We start from the raw sequence: 16,106 nt of genomic DNA on the forward strand, positions 1-16,106 counted from the left end.
GTATCAGTGCGCGTCCTTCTTCGCACCGGACGACTTCTTGCCGGATGCCTTCGCGACGGGCGGCGGCGTATCGGCATTTGCTTCGTTATCCTTTTCATTGGCCGATGCCTTCGTGGCCTTGCCGTTCGGCCTGGCCTTGCCGTCGGCGTCCTGCTTCGCGTCCTTCGCATCAGGCGGCGCGAGCTTGTTGAACGTCACCGTGTCGCCGGCCGTGTCGTAGTCGACTTCGACGCGGTCGCCCGACTGAAGCTTGGCCGCGAGGATCTCCTTCGCGAGCTTCGTCTCGATGATCTGCCGCACCTGGCGTTTCAGCTCGCGCGCGCCGAACTCCGGCTGGTAGCCGGCTTCGGTCAGGTGTTCGACGAGCGAGTCGCCCATCACGAGCGTGATGTCCTGCGCGGCGGCGGTGCGCACCACGCGGTCGAGCTGGATCTGCACGATCGAGCGGATGTTCTCCTTCGACAGCGCATGGAACACGATTACCTCGTCGATCCGGTTCAGGAACTCGGGGCGGAAATGGCCCTTCAGCACCTGCATCAGCTGCTCGCGGATCGCCTTGTCGGTCTTGCGCGCGGCTTCCGGCTGCGTGAGGTTGTCCATGATGATCGCGGCGCCGAGGTTGCTCGTCGCGATGATGATCGTGTTGCTGAAGTCGACCACGCGGCCCTTGCCGTCGGTCAGCCGGCCGTCGTCGAACACCTGCAGCAGCACGTTGTAGACGTCCGGATGGGCCTTCTCGATCTCGTCGAGCAGGATCACGCTGTACGGGCGGCGCCGCACGCGCTCGGTGAGCTGGCCGCCTTCGTCGTAGCCGACGTAGCCGGGCGGCGCGCCGATCAGCCGCGCGACCGCGTGCCGCTCCATGTACTCGGACATGTCGATGCGGATGATCGCCTGCTCGTCGCCGAACACGGTCTCGGCGAGCGCCTTCGCGAGCTCGGTCTTGCCGACGCCGGTCGGCCCGAGGAACAGGAACGTCGCGATCGGCCGGTGCGTCTGGCCGAGCCCGGCGCGCGATAGCCGCACCGCGTCGCTGACGGCGACCACCGCGTCGTTCTGGCCGACCACGCGCTCGCGCAACTGCTCTTCCATCTTCAGCAGTTTCTGGCGCTCTTCCTGCGTGAGCTCGGACACCGGGATGCCGGTCAGCCGCGACACGACCTCGGCGACCGATTCGACGGTCACCTCGAGCGTCTCGGAACCGGTCTTGCGCTGCCACGCTTCCATCTTTTCGTCGAGCGACTTCTGCTTCTCGTTGATCTGTTCTTCGAACTGCTTCGCTTCGTCGAAGCGCTTGCGCGACGTCGCGTAGTCCTGCTCGCGCTTCAGCTGCGCGATCTGCGCTTCGCCTTCCTGGATGTCGACGGGGCGCGAGGTCGCGCCGATCCGCACGCGCGCGGCGGCCTGGTCGATCAGGTCGATCGCCTTGTCGGGCAGGAAGCGCGCGGTGATGTAGCGGTCGGCGAACTCGGCGGCCGCGACGAACGCGTCGTCGGCGAACGTCACCTGATGGTGTGCCTCGAGGCTGTCGCGCAGCCCGCGCAGGATCACGATCGTCTGCTCGACGCTCGGCTCCGGCACGAACACCGGCTGGAAGCGCCGCTCCAGCGCCGCGTCCTTCTCGATGTGCTTCTGGTATTCGTTCAGCGTGGTCGCGCCGATCAGGCTCAGCTCGCCGCGCGCGAGCGCCGGCTTCAGCACGTTCGCGATGTCGAGCCCGCCTTCGCCGCCGCCCTGGCCCGCGCCGACGATCGTATGCAGCTCGTCGATGAACAAAATCAGTTCGTCATGCTTGGCGGTCACTTCGTCGATCAGCTGCTTCGCGCGCTCCTCGAATTCGCCGCGATACTTTGCGCCGGCGACCATCGAGTTGATGTTGACTTCGACGAGCCGCTTGCCGCGCAGCACTTCGGGCACGTCGCCGTTCACGATCCGCTGCGCGAGGCCTTCGACGATCGCGGTCTTGCCGACGCCCGGCTCGCCGATCAGCACCGGGTTGTTCTTCTTGCGGCGCGCGAGCACCTCGATCGTGCTTTCGATTTCCTGCGCGCGGCCGAGCACCGGGTCGAGCTTGCCCTGGCGCGCGATCGCGGTGAGGTCGCGGCCGAACTTGTCGAGGTTCGGCGTGCCGGTCGGCGCATCGACTCGGCCGTCTTCCGCACCCTTGCCGACGACCTTCACGACCTTCTGGCGCAGCGCCTCGGGCGTCACGCCGTATTTCTTCAGCAGCGTGCCGGCGATGCTGTCCGGCACCGACGCGAGACCGATCAGCAGGTGCTCGGGGCCGATGTACGAGTGACCGAGGTCGCGCGACGCCTGGAACGCGTACTGCACGGCCTTCTTCACGCGCGGCGAGATCGACAGCTTGTCGAGCGACGCATCGGGGGAGGCCGTGCCGGTGTGCGCGTGCTCGTCGATGTACGACTTGATGTCCTGCGGCGACAGCTTCAGTTCCTTCAGCAGCGCGGCGCACACGTCGGTGTCCGCGAGCGCGTACAGCAGGTGTTCGGTGTCGAGTTCGCTGCGGCGCAGCTCGTGCGCCTTCTCGGCCGCGCGCTGCAGCAGTTCGAGCGTCTGCTCGCTGAACGCGTCGGTCGGGTCGACCGACTCGCGCGGAATCTCCGCGGCAAGCGGCGACGTGTCGCTGGACTCGCCGAACAGCGACGACGCGCCGCCGCCCAGCAGCGAGTCGAACGGGTTCAGCATGCTCTGATGCCGCATCAGCTGACGGAAGTGGTAGTCGCAGATCGAGATCGTCTTGCGCTCGCCGTCCTGCATCACGGTGGCGCGCGCGACGGCCGGCCGGGCGTGACAGATGTCGCAAAGTGCGGGCATGGTGGTCTGGCTCCTGTCAATGAACGTGAATCGAAACGGAAGTCCCGATGCGCGAGGGCGCCGGGGCGTGCCTGCCGCACGACGCGACCGGCGGCGCGCGCGCCAGGCCGGCGCCGTCGCGCCGTGCGCGCCGGCATGGCGACCGGCCGTGCTCGACGCCGGCAATACCGCTGCTTCGCGGCGCCTGCGCCATCACTTCGACTGCGTTCAAAATAGCGAATCGGCCCAGGGCCTCCAAGACACAGTTCCGCATCGGCCCGGCCGGGAATTGCACCCTCACAAGCGTGCGAGCATGAGACACAAGGAGTACAGACGAGCGCGCATGCGGGTGCGGCGTGCGGGCTGCGCAAACGTGGCGGCGTGCGACGCGCGCGAAGCGCGGTGCGACATCGGCGCGCAGGGCGCCGGCAGGGAGCCAACGGGAAGGGGGACGCGCGACGCAACGCGGCGCGCGCGCATCGGCGCGAGCGCGCAGCGCGGCAGCGTGCGCGCACGGGTCAGGCCTGGCCGCGCGCGCACCGCAACCGGTGCGTGGCGCGCGGCCGCTGGCGAAGCGGGCGGGTTGCACGGTGCGGGCCGGACATGGCCCAACCGTGACGAGGCGGCGGCGTCAGTCGGAGAGCGTCATCGCAAGTTTCTGCCGTGCGATCTGCTTCACGTCGGTTGACAGTGCCGCATTCTGCAGACCATTGGCCCAGACGGAGAACGAATCCTCGATCAGGTTGCGGGAGTCGGGCGGCAGTTCGGCCAGCATCAGCGCCACCACGGTGAACAATACGGCGGTGTCGCCGGCCTGGCGGCTCGCGTTCGCGTCGACGGCCTGCTTCAGGCTGTCGATCGACGCTTGCAGTGCCTGTAGTGCTTCATTCGATTCGCTCATTTCTCGCTCCATGCAGGATGGTTCGATCGGCGACGAACGTGCGGCCGGCCATGCGGCCGGTGGGCGCGATGCCCGTCGGGCATCGCGCGGGCGGAACGTCAGGTCGCCGGGTTGCCCTGCGGCGCCACGGCCACCGATGCCTCGCTCGTCAGCATCAGGAACGTGAACGTTTCGCGCAGGTAAAGGCGAACGACCTTGTCGGTATGGCTCGTGTAGCCGATCGACACGTCTTCGCCGAGGTGCAGTTCATAGTCGCCGCCGCGGGTGGACAGCACGCAGCCGCCGCTGATCGCCGGCGCCCAGATGATCTCGCCGCTGACGATGCGCTTGATGTGGCCGAGGACCGGATAGCCCTGGTCGCGCGCCTCGCTGAGCGCCGTGTAGGCGTCCGAGCCGAGCACGACCGAGTACGGGCCGTCGACGCCGGCGAGCCGCAGCGCTTCCAGCGCGTCGCTGATCGCGTCCGGATACGCGCTGACGTCGGCCGGCAGCGTGAGCTTGCGGTTCGACGTGCCTTCGCGGATGCCGACGATGTCCGCGGCCAGATAGCCGTCGAAGATCGCGCCGTCTTCCGCGAACGCGAGCCGTTGCGCGGCATCCTTCGCCGGCTGCCAGTCGGCATCGCGCGCGCCGCGCTCGACGCTGTCGATCGCGTCGCGGCTCAGCTCGAACGGCACCGTCAGCTCGACGATCGTGCGGACTTCGCGCAGCCGTGCGCCGACCAGCTCGCGCGGCGCGGCGACCTCGCGCAGATGCCCGGTGCCGACGGCCGACAGCTCGGGGCCGGCCGGGCCCTCGACGTCGACCACGCGGCGCCCGGCCACCGAGCGCTTGAAGGTGCGTGCGACTTCTTCCTCGATCTGCTCCCAGGCGGACGAGGAAATCGGCGCGAGTTCGCGGTGCAGGTTATTCATAGGCTTTGGCTCCTTTCAGCGATCCGATGTTCAGCGAGCCGTCACGACGCGACTCGGGCGATGCGGGGGCCGGCTGCGCGGCGGTGGCGGTGGCTTCGGCGCCCGGTGCGGGGCGATCGGCGAGCGCCTCGAGCAGGTCGGCCGACGGCACGAAGAACAGCGAGCCGGTGACCGCGCGGCTGTAGTCGAGCAGCCGGTCGTAGTTGCCGGGCGGGCGGCCGACGAACATGTTCTCGAGCATCTGCTCGATCGGCGCCGGCGAGCGCGCGTAGCCGATGAAGTAGGTGCCGAATTCGCCGGAGCCGGGGCGCCCGAACGGCATGTTGTCGCGCAGGATCTTCACTTCCTGGCCGTTCTCGTCGAGCGTGGTCAGCGAGCTGTGCGAGCACGACGGCTTCACGTCCGGCGCGAGCTCGATGTCGGACAATTTGGTGCGCCCGATGATGCGCTCCTGCGTCTCGACCGCGAGCGCATTCCAGCCGGCCATGTCGTGCAGGTACTTCTGCACGATCACGTAGCTGCCGCCCGCGAATTCGGCATCTTCGTCGCCGATCACCGTGAAGTCGACCGCGTCGCGGCCCTCCGGGTTCTCGGTGCCGTCGACGAAGCCGATCATCGCGCGCTGGTCGAAGTTGCGGAAGCCGTGCACCTCGTCGACGACCGTGACCGCGTCGCCGAGCGCGCCGAGCAATTGGGTCGCGAGTTCGAAGCACAGGTCCATCGCGTCGGCGCGGATGTGCAGCAGGATATCGCCGGGCGTCGCGATCGCGACGCGCTGGCCGGCGCCGAATTCGCGGAACGGATGCAGCGACGCGGGGCGCGGATCGCCGAACAGCGCATCCCAGGCGTCGGCGCCGAAGCCGCATACGCAGGACAGGTTGCCGTCCGGCACGCGCTTGCCGACCGAGCGCACGAGCGCGGCGATGTCGCCGCACCACGCGCGGATCGTGTCGGCGCGCTCGGCGCCGGGGTTGACGGTGGCAACGAGGAAGATCGCGCTGCGCGTGACCGGGCTGTGAACGGCCTGGGAAAGCGGGGGACGGGTTTGCATCGCGGCCTGCCGGTCAGTCATGTCGGGACGGACGGGCCGCGGATGCCGCGGCGCGCGAAGACGAACGGTTGGACTGTGTCATGCGACTGTTCTCTTTGTGACATGCGGATGAAGGACGTTGCGCGGGCATCGCGCAACGGGCCGCAGCGGCGGCGGCCTGCCGCCCGGGCGCGCAAGGGGGAGGCAGGCTCGGTGGCCGCGCGTTCGCCCGGCGCGCGACCTCGCCGCACCGCGTAACGTCGTCGAGCATGCAATCTAGCAGCTTCGGCGGGTCTTTGGAACACGTATCGCCAATCTGTCATTCGAATGGGTTGATCGGGGTCCGATTCTGCGTCGCGGGCGTGCAGCTGTACTCCTGAAACCCGCGGCGCTGTGCTCTTGAGCGGGCGTGGCGCGTGCAGTAGATTAGGTTCGCTCCGCCCGCCGACGAGGACCATCATGATGAACCTGCTGGAAGCGATGCGTATTTATGTCGCGGTGGTCGAGCATGGCGGGGTGTCCGCCGCGGCGTCCGAACTGAAGCTCGGCCGCGCGCAAGTCAGCGAGCGGCTGGACTGCCTCGAACGGTATCTCGGCTGCCGGCTGTTGCTGGCGCGTGCGGGCGGCGACGTGGCGTGTACCGATGCGGGCGTCGCGTTCCACCAATGCTGCCGGCGCACGCTGTCCGCGGTCGCGCAGGCCACCACCGCGGCCGGTGCGTGCGCAACCTTTCCCGATGCGCGCGTCGCGGGCTTTCCGCCGCCCGAAACCATCCGCCGTGTCGACGCAGCGTCGATCGCGGCACAACCCTCATTGCACCGGTCATCGCCTTGAATACGTCCACTGTTTCCGCCGATACGGCCGCCGAGCGCATCCGCCGCCGCTTCGGACACTTCCTCCACGCGGCCGAGCTGGCCGGGCTGATCGTGATCGGCCTCGCGACCGCGTTCGCGATGACGCAGGAAGCGTGGAAGGTCGTGCTCGCGGGCGAGGTGTCGCTGACCGACCTGCTGCTAATGTTCCTCTATCTCGAAGTGCTCGCGATGAACGTGCGTTACCTGCGGCTCGGCCGGCTGCCGGTGCGCTTTCCGCTGTTCATTGCGATGACGTCGCTCGCGCGCGACCTGATCCTGCGCGGCGCCACCGACAGCCCCGAGCGGATGCTGATGACCACGTTCGGAATCGTGCTGCTCGCGGTAGGCGTGCTGATCCTCAGCTTCGGCCAGCATCGCTTTCCAGCGGAGGTCGACGACGTCGAGGACGATGTGCATGCGCGTCGGTGATGCGTGTGTGTGCGGGGCCGATCGATGGGGGTGTCGGTTCGGCAGTTCATTTCGTTATACCGAGATTGATTCGGTGCGGCGCCGACTCGCGGCTGCCGCGTTTCCATCTGTTCACCACACGTGTGCGATTTGAGGTTTGATCGCCAAACTGTCACTTACATTCGCCGAAATGACGCAGTAGGATGCCGATCCTTCTCATGATGGATTTCGCATTGCTATCCGCCTTCAATTTCGGTAATGGACGTGGCTCGCACCGGAACGCCCGCGGCCGGACACGGCTATCCGGCTTCGTGCAGCGGCACGGCACGCGCACCTGTGCGTCGCAGGCTGGTTCACCGCTGGCGGGGCGAGGCGGATGAAGCTCTACGAGAAATTCGCGAACGACATAGAGAGACTCATCCGGCAACGCGTGTATCGACATGGCGATCGTGTGCCGTCGGTGCGGCAGGCGAGCCAGCAGCACCGGATCAGCATCACGACCGTGCTGCACGCGTACCTGCTGCTCGAAAGCCGCGGGCTGCTGGAGAGCCGCCCGCAGTCGGGGTACTTCGTCAACCTGCGCAACGACGACGGGCACGCGCCGGTGCGCGAGCTGCGGCCGTCGAAGCCGATCGCGATCTCGTCGTCGGTGGACATGAGCCGGCTCGTGCTGTCCACGCTGCGCGCGATCGGCACCGACGACGCGGTGCCGCTCGGCTCGCCGTACCCGGACCCGAGCCTGTTTCCGTTCGAGAAGCTGAACCGCTACGCGTACGCGGCCGGCCGCGACAAGTCGCTGTGGGGCGTGACCGACGGGCTGCCGCCCGGCCATCCGCGCCTGATCCGGCAGATCGCACGGCGCTACCTGGAAAACGGGATGTCGGTCGACCCGAACGAGATCATCGTGACGGTCGGCGCGACCGAGGCGATCAACCTGTGCCTGCAGGCGGTCGCGAAACCGGGCGACACGATCGCGGTGGAGTCGCCGACGTTCTACGCGATGCTCCACGCGATCGAGCGGATGGGGATGAAGGCGATCGAGGTCGCGACGCATCCGGAATACGGAATCGACATCGCGGCGCTGGCGGCGATCGCGAAGTCGCAGCCGATCGCCGCATGCATGGTGATGCCGAACTTCCAGAATCCGCTCGGCTTCCAGATGCCCGACGAGCGCAAGCGCGAACTGGTTGAATTCGCAACGAAAGCCGATATGCCGGTGATCGAGAACGGCGTATACAACGAACTGTATTTCGGCAATGCGCACCCGAGTGCGCTGAAGGCGTTCGACCGCAACGGGATCGTGCTGCACTGCGCGTCGTTCTCGAAAAGCCTGACGGCCGCGTACCGGATCGGCTGGGCGTTGCCGGGCCGCTATCGCGAACAGGTCGAGAAGCTGAAGTTCCTGAACACGCTGGCGACGCCGTCGCTGCCGCAGCTGGCGATCGCCGAGTTTCTCGAACGCGACGGTTACGAGCATCACCTGCGGCGGATTCGCAAGGCGTATGCGCAGCAGGCGAACCTGATGCGCGCGATGGTGTCGCGGTTCTTTCCGGAAGGCACGCGCATCTCGAGCCCGGCGGGCGGCTACGTGCTGTGGGTCGAGTTGCCGGGCCAGGTCGATGCGATGCGGCTGTACCAGCTCGCGCTGGAGCAGGGCATCACGATCGGACCCGGCTACATGTTCTCGATCGCGGACACCTACCGCAATTTCATTCGGCTGAACTACAGCAGCCCGTGGTCGCCGGAGATCGAACGCGCGATCGTCACGGTCGGGAAGCTCGCGTTATGACCTGAATCGCGTCGCGCACGCCATGCGGCGGCTAGCCGTCGACCGGGTCGGGATAGAGCACGCATAGAACGGTCGCCATCGGGTCGCTCCTCGTGACGGGATGAAGGCGGGGCGGTACGCGGATTGCTCGGCTCGCCGGCCCCCCGCGCACGCGCATCCGGCGTGTTGCGCCGCAACGTCGATGACGTTCTACGCCGGTCGCGGATCGCGTACAAGCCACAGTCCGTGTTTGCGTGCGCTGCGGGGTCGTCTGTACCTGTTCTTTTCGGGAAGGACGCCGATAATGGGATCGTTACCCCACACTCCGGGAGCCACGCCATGTCCGGAAGCGACGCCTCGTCTTCACGTCCCGATCTCGCGCAGGGTATCGCGCTCGACGACCTCGCCGACGGCGCGATGATCGAGGGCCAGGTCGGCGACGCCACGGTGCTGCTGGTGCGCCGCGCCGACGAACTGTTTGCCGTGAGCGCGCAATGCCCGCACTACGGCGCGCCGCTCGCCGACGGGCTGCTGGTCGGCGATACGATCCGCTGTCCGTGGCATCACGCGGCGTTCTGCCTGCGCACCGGCGAGCTGTTGCGCGCGCCGGCGCTCGACGGCCTGACGTGCTGGCGCGTCGAGCGGCGCGACGGCCGCGCGGTCGTGCTCGATGCGCGGCCAGCCGCATCGCCGCCCGCGCTGAACGCGGCGGGGCTGCCCGCATCGGTGGTGATCGTCGGCGGCGGTGCGGCCGCGATCGCGGCGGCCGTGACGCTGCGCCAGGAAGGCTATCCGCATACGATCACGCTGCTGAGCGCGGACAGCGAGCCGCCGTACGACCGGCCGAACCTGTCGAAGGACTATCTGGCCGGCACGGCCGAGGCCGACTGGCTGCCGTTGCGCGGCGCGTCGTTCTATACCGAGCAGCGCATCGACGTGCGCTGCGGCATGCGCGTCACGCGGATCGATCCCGCGCAGCACGCGGTCGAGCTCGCGGACGGCAGCCGCGTCGGCTACGGCGCGCTGCTGCTGGCCACCGGCGCCGAGCCGAACCGGCTGACCGTGCCGGGTGCGGATCTGCCGCACGTGTGCGTGCTGCGTTCGCGCGCCGATTGCGATGCGCTGATCGGCAAGTTGAAGACGGCGCGGCGCTGCGTCGTGATCGGCGCGAGCTTCATCGGCCTCGAAGCGGCCGCCGCGCTGCGCACGCGCGGGCTCGACGTGCAGGTGGTCGCGCCCGACGCGCATCCGATGGCGCGCGTGCTCGGCGAAGCGCTCGGCGACACGATCCGCGCGCTGCACGAAGCGCACGGCGTGGTGTTCCATCTCGGCGCGACGCCCACGCAGATCGCGCCGGACCGCGTGACGCTGTCGAACGGCGACGCGCTGCCGGCCGATGTGGTGGTGGTCGGCATCGGCGTGCATCCGGACCTGGCGCTCGCGCAGGATGCGGGGCTCGCCGTCGATCGCGGCGTGACGGTCGACCGTTTCCTGCAGACGAGCGCACCGGACATCTACGCGGCCGGCGACATCGCGCGCTGGCCTGATCCGTTGACGGGCGAACGCATACGCGTCGAGCACTGGGTCGTCGCGGAGCGGCAGGGCATCGCCGCGGCGCGCAACATGCTCGGCCAGCAGCGGCCGTTCGACGCGGTGCCGTTCTTCTGGAGCCAGCACTACGACCTGACGGTCCGCTATGTCGGACATGCGGAGCAATGGGACCGCGTCGAGATCGACGGCGACCTGCGCGCGCATGACGCTTCGGTCGCGTTCTGGCGCGGCAACGCACGGCTCGCGGTCGCGACGATCGGCCGGGATCTCGACTGCCTGCGCGCGGAAGCGGCGCTCGAGCAGCAGAGCGCGACGCGCGCGTGAACGGGCTGCCGACTGTGCGCTGACCGGTGCGCGCGCTGGTGAAGTCGTTGCGTACACAATGGTCGTCGCATCGTTGCGACATGCGCAGAGACCGCCGAGCCGGACAGACTCCCGTGACTCCCGACTGCGGTTTCTCGATCGAGGTGATCGCGGCGCTGTTCGCGATCATGAACCCGAGCGTGAACAATCCGGAATTTCCGGTGCCGACATGGAGGTGCAGTCGACACGATGCGCCGCACGGCCGCGCTGCCGGCCGCGATCGGCATGTCGATCGACGACGACGCACCGGCCGTGCTGATAACGCACCGCACCGACCCCTGCGCGCACGGGCGCGCGCCTTGCTCGAACAGTGTGACGGTACTTGCACCGTTACCGCTTTCGACAAGGAGGGCCTGACATGAAAGCAGTCGTATTTCACGGCATCGGCGACATTCGCATCGATACCGTACCCGACCCGCAAGTCGTCGACGTGACCGATGCGGTCGTGCGCCTGACGGCCAGCGCGATCTGCGGCACCGACCTGCACATGGTGCGCGGCACGCTCGGCGGGATGAAGCCCGGCACGATCCTCGGCCATGAGGGTGTCGGCATCGTCGAGACGGTCGGGCGCGACGTGCGCAACCTGCGGCGCGGCGATCGCGTGCTGATTCCGTCGACGATCGCGTGCGGCAGCTGCGTGTACTGTCGCGCGGGCTACACCGCGCAATGCGACGTCGCGAACCCGGGCGGGCCGCGCGCGGGCACCGCGTTCTACGGCGGCCCGGCCGACACGGGGCCGTTCGACGGGTTGCAGGCCGAATACGCGCGCACGCCGCTCGCGAACGCGAGCCTAATCCGGTTGCCGGACGCGATCGACGACGACCGGGCGATCCTGATGTCCGACATTTTTCCGACCGGCTACTTCGGCGCGCAGCTCGCGGAAGTGAAGCCGGGCGACACGGTGGCCGTGTTCGGCGCCGGGCCGGTCGGCCAGTTCGCGATCGCGAGCGCGAAGCTGATGGGCGCCGGGCGCGTGATCGCGATCGACCGCATCGCGTCGCGGCTCGAGACGGCCTGCGCGCAAGGTGCCGAGACCATCGACTTCTCCGAGGAAGACCCCGTCGACACGGTGCTGCGGCTCACCGGCGGGATCGGGGTCGATCGTGCGATCGATGCGGTGGGCGTCGACGCGATGCGCGCGACGCATGGGCCGGCCGCCGCCGACCACGACGCGGCGCGTGCGTTCGATGCGGAAGTCGACGCCGTCGCGCCGCGCCGCAAGCCCGACGGCCGCTACTGGACGCCCGGCGACGGGCCCTCGCAGGTACTGCAATGGGCGGTGCGCGCGGTCGCGAAGGCGGGCACGGTCGCGGTGATCGGCGTGTATCCGCCGCAGGCGCGCGTGTTTCCGGTCGGCGAGGCGATGAACCGGAACCTCACGATCAAGATGGGCAACTGCAATCACCGGACCGTCACGCCGCACCTGATCGAGCTCGTGCGCAGCGGTGCGTTCGACCCGGCGTCCGTGCTGACGCGCTGCGAGCCGCTGACGAACGCGATCGACGCGTATCGCGCGTTCGACGTGCGCGAGCCGGGCTGGCTGAAAGTGAAGCTGACGCCATGACGCTGCGAACCGCAACGAGGAGTGCTGCCATGAACGAGTTCCATGATCTCTACGACAACTGCATGGCCGCGTGCGATGCGTGCGCGCATGCATGCGACGCGTGTACGGCGGGGTGCCTGGCGGACCCCGACACGCACGCGCTGGCCGCTTGCATCGCGCTCGACATCGAGTGCGCGCAGCTGTGCCGCCTTGCCTCGGCCGCGATGGCGCGCGACAGCGTGCTCGCGCCGCAGGTGTGCGCCCTGTGCGCGCGTGCGTGCGAGGTGTGCGCGGCCGAATGCCTGCTGCATGCGCACGACCATTGCCGGCGCTGCGCGCTGGCATGCGATGCGTGCGCGGCGATGTGCCGCGCGATGGCATGAGCGGCTACGGCGCGCCGTGAACCTTGCGCGCGACGCGCTCCAGCAGCGCGTCGAGCACCGCCATCTCCACGGGCTTCACGAGGTGATCGTCGAAGCCCTCGCTCGCGGTGCGTGCGAAGTCGGCCGGGCTCGCATGGCCGGACAACGCGACGCAGGTCGTGCCGGCCAGCGCATCGATCGCGCGCAGTTCGCGCAGCAGCGTGAAGCCGTCGACGTCGGGCATCGACAAGTCGACGAGCATCAGGTGCGGAACGATGTCGCGCGCGAGCGCCAGCGCGTCGTCCGCGTGGTACGCGACGCGCGGCGCGTGGCCCTTGATCTGCAGCAGCACGGCGAGCGTGTCGGCGGAGTCGCGGTTGTCGTCGACGATGACGATGCGCAGCGGCGCGCCGGCCGGCGGCTCGGTCGTGCGCGGCGCCGGCGCCGGCGCGTCGCCGGGCGTCGGGCGCATCGCGCGCTCGAGCGGCAGCCGCACCGTGAACGTCGCGCCGTGGCCGGGGCCGGCGCTTTCCGCGGCGATCCTCCCGCCGTGCAGTTCGACGAATGACCGGCAGATCGCGAGGCCGAGCCCGAAGCCGTCCGACGCGCGCCGGCCCGGCACGCTTTCCTGTTCGAACAGGTCGAAGATCGATTCGAGCGAACCCGGCGCGATGCCGACGCCGTGATCGGTGATGCGAATCGCGACGACCGACCCTTCGGCGCTCGCGCTGACGTCGATGCGCGCGCCCTGCGGCGAGAATTTCGACGCGTTGTCGAGCAGGTTGTGCAGCACCTGCACGAGCCGCGCGGCGTCGCCGCGCACCACCAGCGGATCGGCCGGCAGGTCGACGCGAATGTTCTGCTCGCGTGCGGCCAGCTTCGGCTGGACGCTTTCCACGCCGCGGCAGACGACGTCGCGCACGGTCACCGGCGCATGGTCGAGCTCGACCTTGCCGGCGGTGATGCGCCCGACGTCGAGCAGGTCGTCGACCAGCCGCGTCAGCTGTCCGACCTGGCGATGCACGGCGTCGCGGCATTGCGCGAGCGCGGGCGCCGGATCGGGCAGGCTCTGCAGCACGCCGACCGAATTGCGCAGCGGCGCGAGATGGTTGCGCAACTCGTGCGCGAGCATCGCGATGAACACGCTGAGCCGGTGCGTCGACACCTCGAGTTCGGCGAGCCGCTTGCGCTCGGTCATGTCGCGCGTGATCTTGATGAAGCCGGCCAGCTGGCCCGCATGGTCGTGCACGGCCGTGATCGTCACGCTGGCCCAGAACAGCGAACCGTCCTTGCGCACGCGCCAGCCTTCGTCCTCGAAGCGGCCGTGCGCGACGGCTTCGCGGAGCCCCAATGCGGGCCGCCCGGCGGCGATCGCATCGGGCGGATAGAAACGCGAGAAATGGTGGCCGACGATGTCGGCCGTGCGATAGCCCTTGATGCGCTCCGCGCCCGCGTTCCACGTCGCGACGTTACCGTGCGCGTCGAGCATGAACACCGCATAGTCGGTGATCGCACCGACGACGGTCTCGAAACGGAACTCGGCGAAGCGGTGCAGCAGGTCGCGTGCATCGGCGGGCCCGAGCGGCGGGTGGAGATCGGAAATGGCGTCGTCTTTCTTCATCGGAACGGCAAGTCGGATGCGGGCGGAGGAACGCCGCCCCGCCGCGGCCGGACGCGCCGGCTGCGGCCATTCAAATCGGATTGACACCCCGAAAGCATAAGGGAGGTCGAATCGCCTGATCAATGGGGGCGCATGGCCTGTGCCGCGTCGCGCCCGCAGTGCGAAATCCTGCCGGTGGCGGCCCGGCGACGGCGGCGCGGCATGCCGATTGCGTCGCCCTCCGGTCCGCACGCCGCGGCCGGCCCGGCGCGAAAGCCGGCCTCCGCCGGCGGCGCGCCGCTTCACGGCTACCCGAGGGCATCGACATGAACAGCACACTGAACCCCGACAACGAACCGGCCGGCCCGGACGACGACAACGTACGGCGCGGCCGCGACGGCCGCGCGCTGGGTCCGAGCGATTCGTCCGACAGCGGCAGCGACACGGCCGGCGCGCGGCGCCATCCGTTCGACGTCGATTCGCCGCTCGACGAGCACGCGCTGGAGCGCGGCGACGCGGCCCTCGACAGCGATACGGACCGCGCGGGCACCGGCGAGCGCGCGTCGGCGGACGGCGACGCGGGGCTCGAGGAAGGCGCCGATATCGAGCCGGATCGCACGGAACGGCTGAGCGAGCCCGGCGGCGCCGAGGATCCGGATGCGCCGGACGAACCGGGTGCGGGCGGCGCATAGGGTCGCTGCACGGCGACCCTCCGCGCAAAAACTGCAATTGCGTTGCAGATAGGGGCGTCCGGCCAGGGGCACCGCGCAAAGGGTGCCCGGCCAGGTGCGCCCTGCCAGGGACACCCGCCGAGGCGCGACGATCCGCATTGCCCCCGTCAGCGCGCTGCGCGGCGATCGCGACGTGGACCGCGATCGTCGGCGCGGGCGTGCCGCCCTGGGCTTCGCCGCGCCCCCGCGGTGTGCTGGCCAACGGGCGGCACGCGACTTGCATCAACCTGACCGACGTGCGCCGCGACGCGACATGGGTCCCGGTCCGCACGCGGCACAGGCGCGATCAGGCACAGGCGCGATCAAGGAGGGACACGATGCAACGACGATCTCCCGGACGGCAAGCCGAACGGAGCGGCCCGCCCGACTGGCAGGAGCGCGGCGAACGCGCGTACCGGGACACCGGCGAGCGCGATTTTCGCGGCGACGAATCCCGGCGCCACGATGCCGACTACGAATCCGCGTACCGGCGCTTCGCGAGCGAGGACGTCGGCCCCGAAGACTGGGGCAGCGAATGGAGCGAGCGCTCGGCCCGCTCGTCGGCCGAACAGCGCGGCGCAGACGCCGGCGCCGACTGGCGCGGTGCGCCGGGCGGGCCGGGCGGCCCCGGCGGTTCGCGTGATCCGGCGTGGGAGTCAGGGCGCGGCTACGGCAACCGCGGCCGCACAGCGGAAGGCGGCCAGGGACGTGAAGGCGCCCATGCCGATCAGCAGCGGTTCCGCGGCCAGCACCGGACGGGCTGGCATGGCGGCGAGGGCGACTACGACGCCTACAACGGGCGCGACCAGCGCCGAGCCGATGCGTCCGGCCTGTCGCGCTTCGGCGACGCCGCGCAACGCGAGGCCATGCGGCATCGGCGCGGCCCGAAAGGCTATACGCGTTCGGACGAGCGAATTCGCGAGGACGTCTGCGAACGGCTCGCGCATGCGCTCGACATCGACGTGAGCGATGTCTCCGTGCAGGTGCGCGACGGCCGCGTCGAACTCGACGGCACCGTGCCGCAGCGCTGGATGAAGCACGACATCGAGGACATCGCCGACGGCTGCATGGGCGTGCGCGACGTCGAGAACCGCGTGCGCGTGCGCCGCGACGGCGAACAACCCGATACGGGCATGGTGCTGCATCCGTCCCAACGCACGGTCACGCCGACGCAGCCTGCGGCGCGCGATCCCGAACCGGGTAGCGGCGCCGGTCGCGAGCGCGATCCGCGCCGTTGACGGCCGATGCGCGGGACGACCCGGCCAAGGCCACGGACACAGCCAATGCG

General features: G+C 69.4%; 14 protein-coding genes. 9 read left to right on the forward strand and 5 right to left on the reverse strand.

What is annotated here, in order from left to right:
- Nucleotides 1-3 precede the first annotated feature (3 nt).
- The 4 genes from DIE16_RS03620 to DIE16_RS03635 form a co-directional block, all read right to left on the reverse strand.
- Nucleotides 4-2,835: an ATP-dependent Clp protease ATP-binding subunit gene (locus DIE16_RS03620; protein ID WP_124891818.1), complete on the reverse strand. Its 2,832-nt coding sequence runs from the start codon at nucleotides 2,833-2,835 to the stop codon at nucleotides 4-6.
- A gap of 610 nt (nucleotides 2,836-3,445) precedes the next feature.
- Nucleotides 3,446-3,715, reverse strand: coding sequence for a hypothetical protein (locus DIE16_RS03625; protein WP_124485765.1), 270 nt, complete (start codon nucleotides 3,713-3,715; stop codon nucleotides 3,446-3,448).
- Between the two features lie 98 nt (nucleotides 3,716-3,813).
- The gene (locus tag DIE16_RS03630) at nucleotides 3,814-4,629 is read right to left on the reverse strand and encodes a family 1 encapsulin nanocompartment shell protein (protein WP_044848156.1); all 816 of its coding nucleotides are present in this window, start codon (nucleotides 4,627-4,629) and stop codon (nucleotides 3,814-3,816) included.
- Nucleotides 4,622-5,701 (reverse strand): Dyp-type peroxidase, encoded by a 1,080-nt coding sequence (locus tag DIE16_RS03635; protein WP_124485766.1) that lies wholly within the window; start codon nucleotides 5,699-5,701, stop codon nucleotides 4,622-4,624. The genes DIE16_RS03630 and DIE16_RS03635 overlap by 8 nt, the downstream gene beginning before the upstream one ends.
- Before the next feature lie 417 nt (nucleotides 5,702-6,118).
- Here DIE16_RS03635 and DIE16_RS03645 point away from each other — a divergent pair, with 417 nt between their 5' ends.
- The 7 genes from DIE16_RS03645 to DIE16_RS03675 all read left to right on the forward strand — a co-directional run bounded on the left by DIE16_RS03645 (nucleotide 6,119) and on the right by DIE16_RS03675 (nucleotide 12,529).
- On the forward strand, nucleotides 6,119-6,493 hold the full coding sequence (locus DIE16_RS03645; protein ID WP_260434330.1) for a LysR family transcriptional regulator: 375 nt from the start codon (nucleotides 6,119-6,121) through the stop codon (nucleotides 6,491-6,493).
- Nucleotides 6,490-6,942 carry a phosphate-starvation-inducible protein PsiE gene (locus tag DIE16_RS03650; RefSeq protein WP_044848158.1) on the forward strand — a complete coding sequence of 151 codons (453 nt, stop codon included), beginning with the start codon at nucleotides 6,490-6,492 and terminating at the stop codon, nucleotides 6,940-6,942. The genes DIE16_RS03645 and DIE16_RS03650 overlap by 4 nt, the downstream gene beginning before the upstream one ends.
- Before the next feature lie 355 nt (nucleotides 6,943-7,297).
- Nucleotides 7,298-8,710, forward strand: coding sequence for a PLP-dependent aminotransferase family protein (locus DIE16_RS03655; protein WP_124891820.1), 1,413 nt, complete (start codon nucleotides 7,298-7,300; stop codon nucleotides 8,708-8,710).
- Between the two features lie 318 nt (nucleotides 8,711-9,028).
- Nucleotides 9,029-10,564: an FAD-dependent oxidoreductase gene (locus DIE16_RS03660; protein ID WP_124891821.1), complete on the forward strand. Its 1,536-nt coding sequence runs from the start codon at nucleotides 9,029-9,031 to the stop codon at nucleotides 10,562-10,564.
- A gap of 113 nt (nucleotides 10,565-10,677) precedes the next feature.
- Nucleotides 10,678-10,965 carry a hypothetical protein gene (locus DIE16_RS03665; RefSeq protein ID WP_124891822.1) on the forward strand — a complete coding sequence of 96 codons (288 nt, stop codon included), beginning with the start codon at nucleotides 10,678-10,680 and terminating at the stop codon, nucleotides 10,963-10,965.
- Complete coding sequence (locus DIE16_RS03670; RefSeq protein ID WP_124891823.1) at nucleotides 10,962-12,167, forward strand: zinc-dependent alcohol dehydrogenase; 1,206 nt, start codon at nucleotides 10,962-10,964, stop codon at nucleotides 12,165-12,167. The genes DIE16_RS03665 and DIE16_RS03670 overlap by 4 nt, the downstream gene beginning before the upstream one ends.
- A gap of 29 nt (nucleotides 12,168-12,196) precedes the next feature.
- Complete coding sequence (locus DIE16_RS03675) at nucleotides 12,197-12,529, forward strand: four-helix bundle copper-binding protein (protein ID WP_124485770.1); 333 nt, start codon at nucleotides 12,197-12,199, stop codon at nucleotides 12,527-12,529.
- 4 nt (nucleotides 12,530-12,533) lie between these two features.
- On the opposite strand, the gene DIE16_RS03680 is transcribed toward DIE16_RS03675, so the two are convergent.
- Nucleotides 12,534-14,129, reverse strand: coding sequence for an ATP-binding protein (locus DIE16_RS03680; RefSeq protein ID WP_124891824.1), 1,596 nt, complete (start codon nucleotides 14,127-14,129; stop codon nucleotides 12,534-12,536).
- A 305-nt stretch (nucleotides 14,130-14,434) separates the two neighbouring features.
- Here DIE16_RS03680 and DIE16_RS03685 point away from each other — a divergent pair, with 305 nt between their 5' ends.
- Together DIE16_RS03685 and DIE16_RS03690 are read left to right on the forward strand one after the other, a co-directional pair.
- Nucleotides 14,435-14,800, forward strand: a complete 366-nt coding sequence (locus tag DIE16_RS03685) for a chemotaxis protein (protein ID WP_124891825.1) — start codon at nucleotides 14,435-14,437, stop codon at nucleotides 14,798-14,800.
- Between the two features lie 356 nt (nucleotides 14,801-15,156).
- A complete protein-coding gene (locus tag DIE16_RS03690) occupies nucleotides 15,157-16,056 on the forward strand; it encodes a BON domain-containing protein (protein WP_124891826.1) in 900 nt (299 codons plus the stop codon).
- Nucleotides 16,057-16,106 lie beyond the last annotated feature (50 nt).

The organism is Burkholderia sp. Bp9090, assembly GCF_003857985.1.
Lineage (GTDB): Bacteria > Pseudomonadota > Gammaproteobacteria > Burkholderiales > Burkholderiaceae > Burkholderia.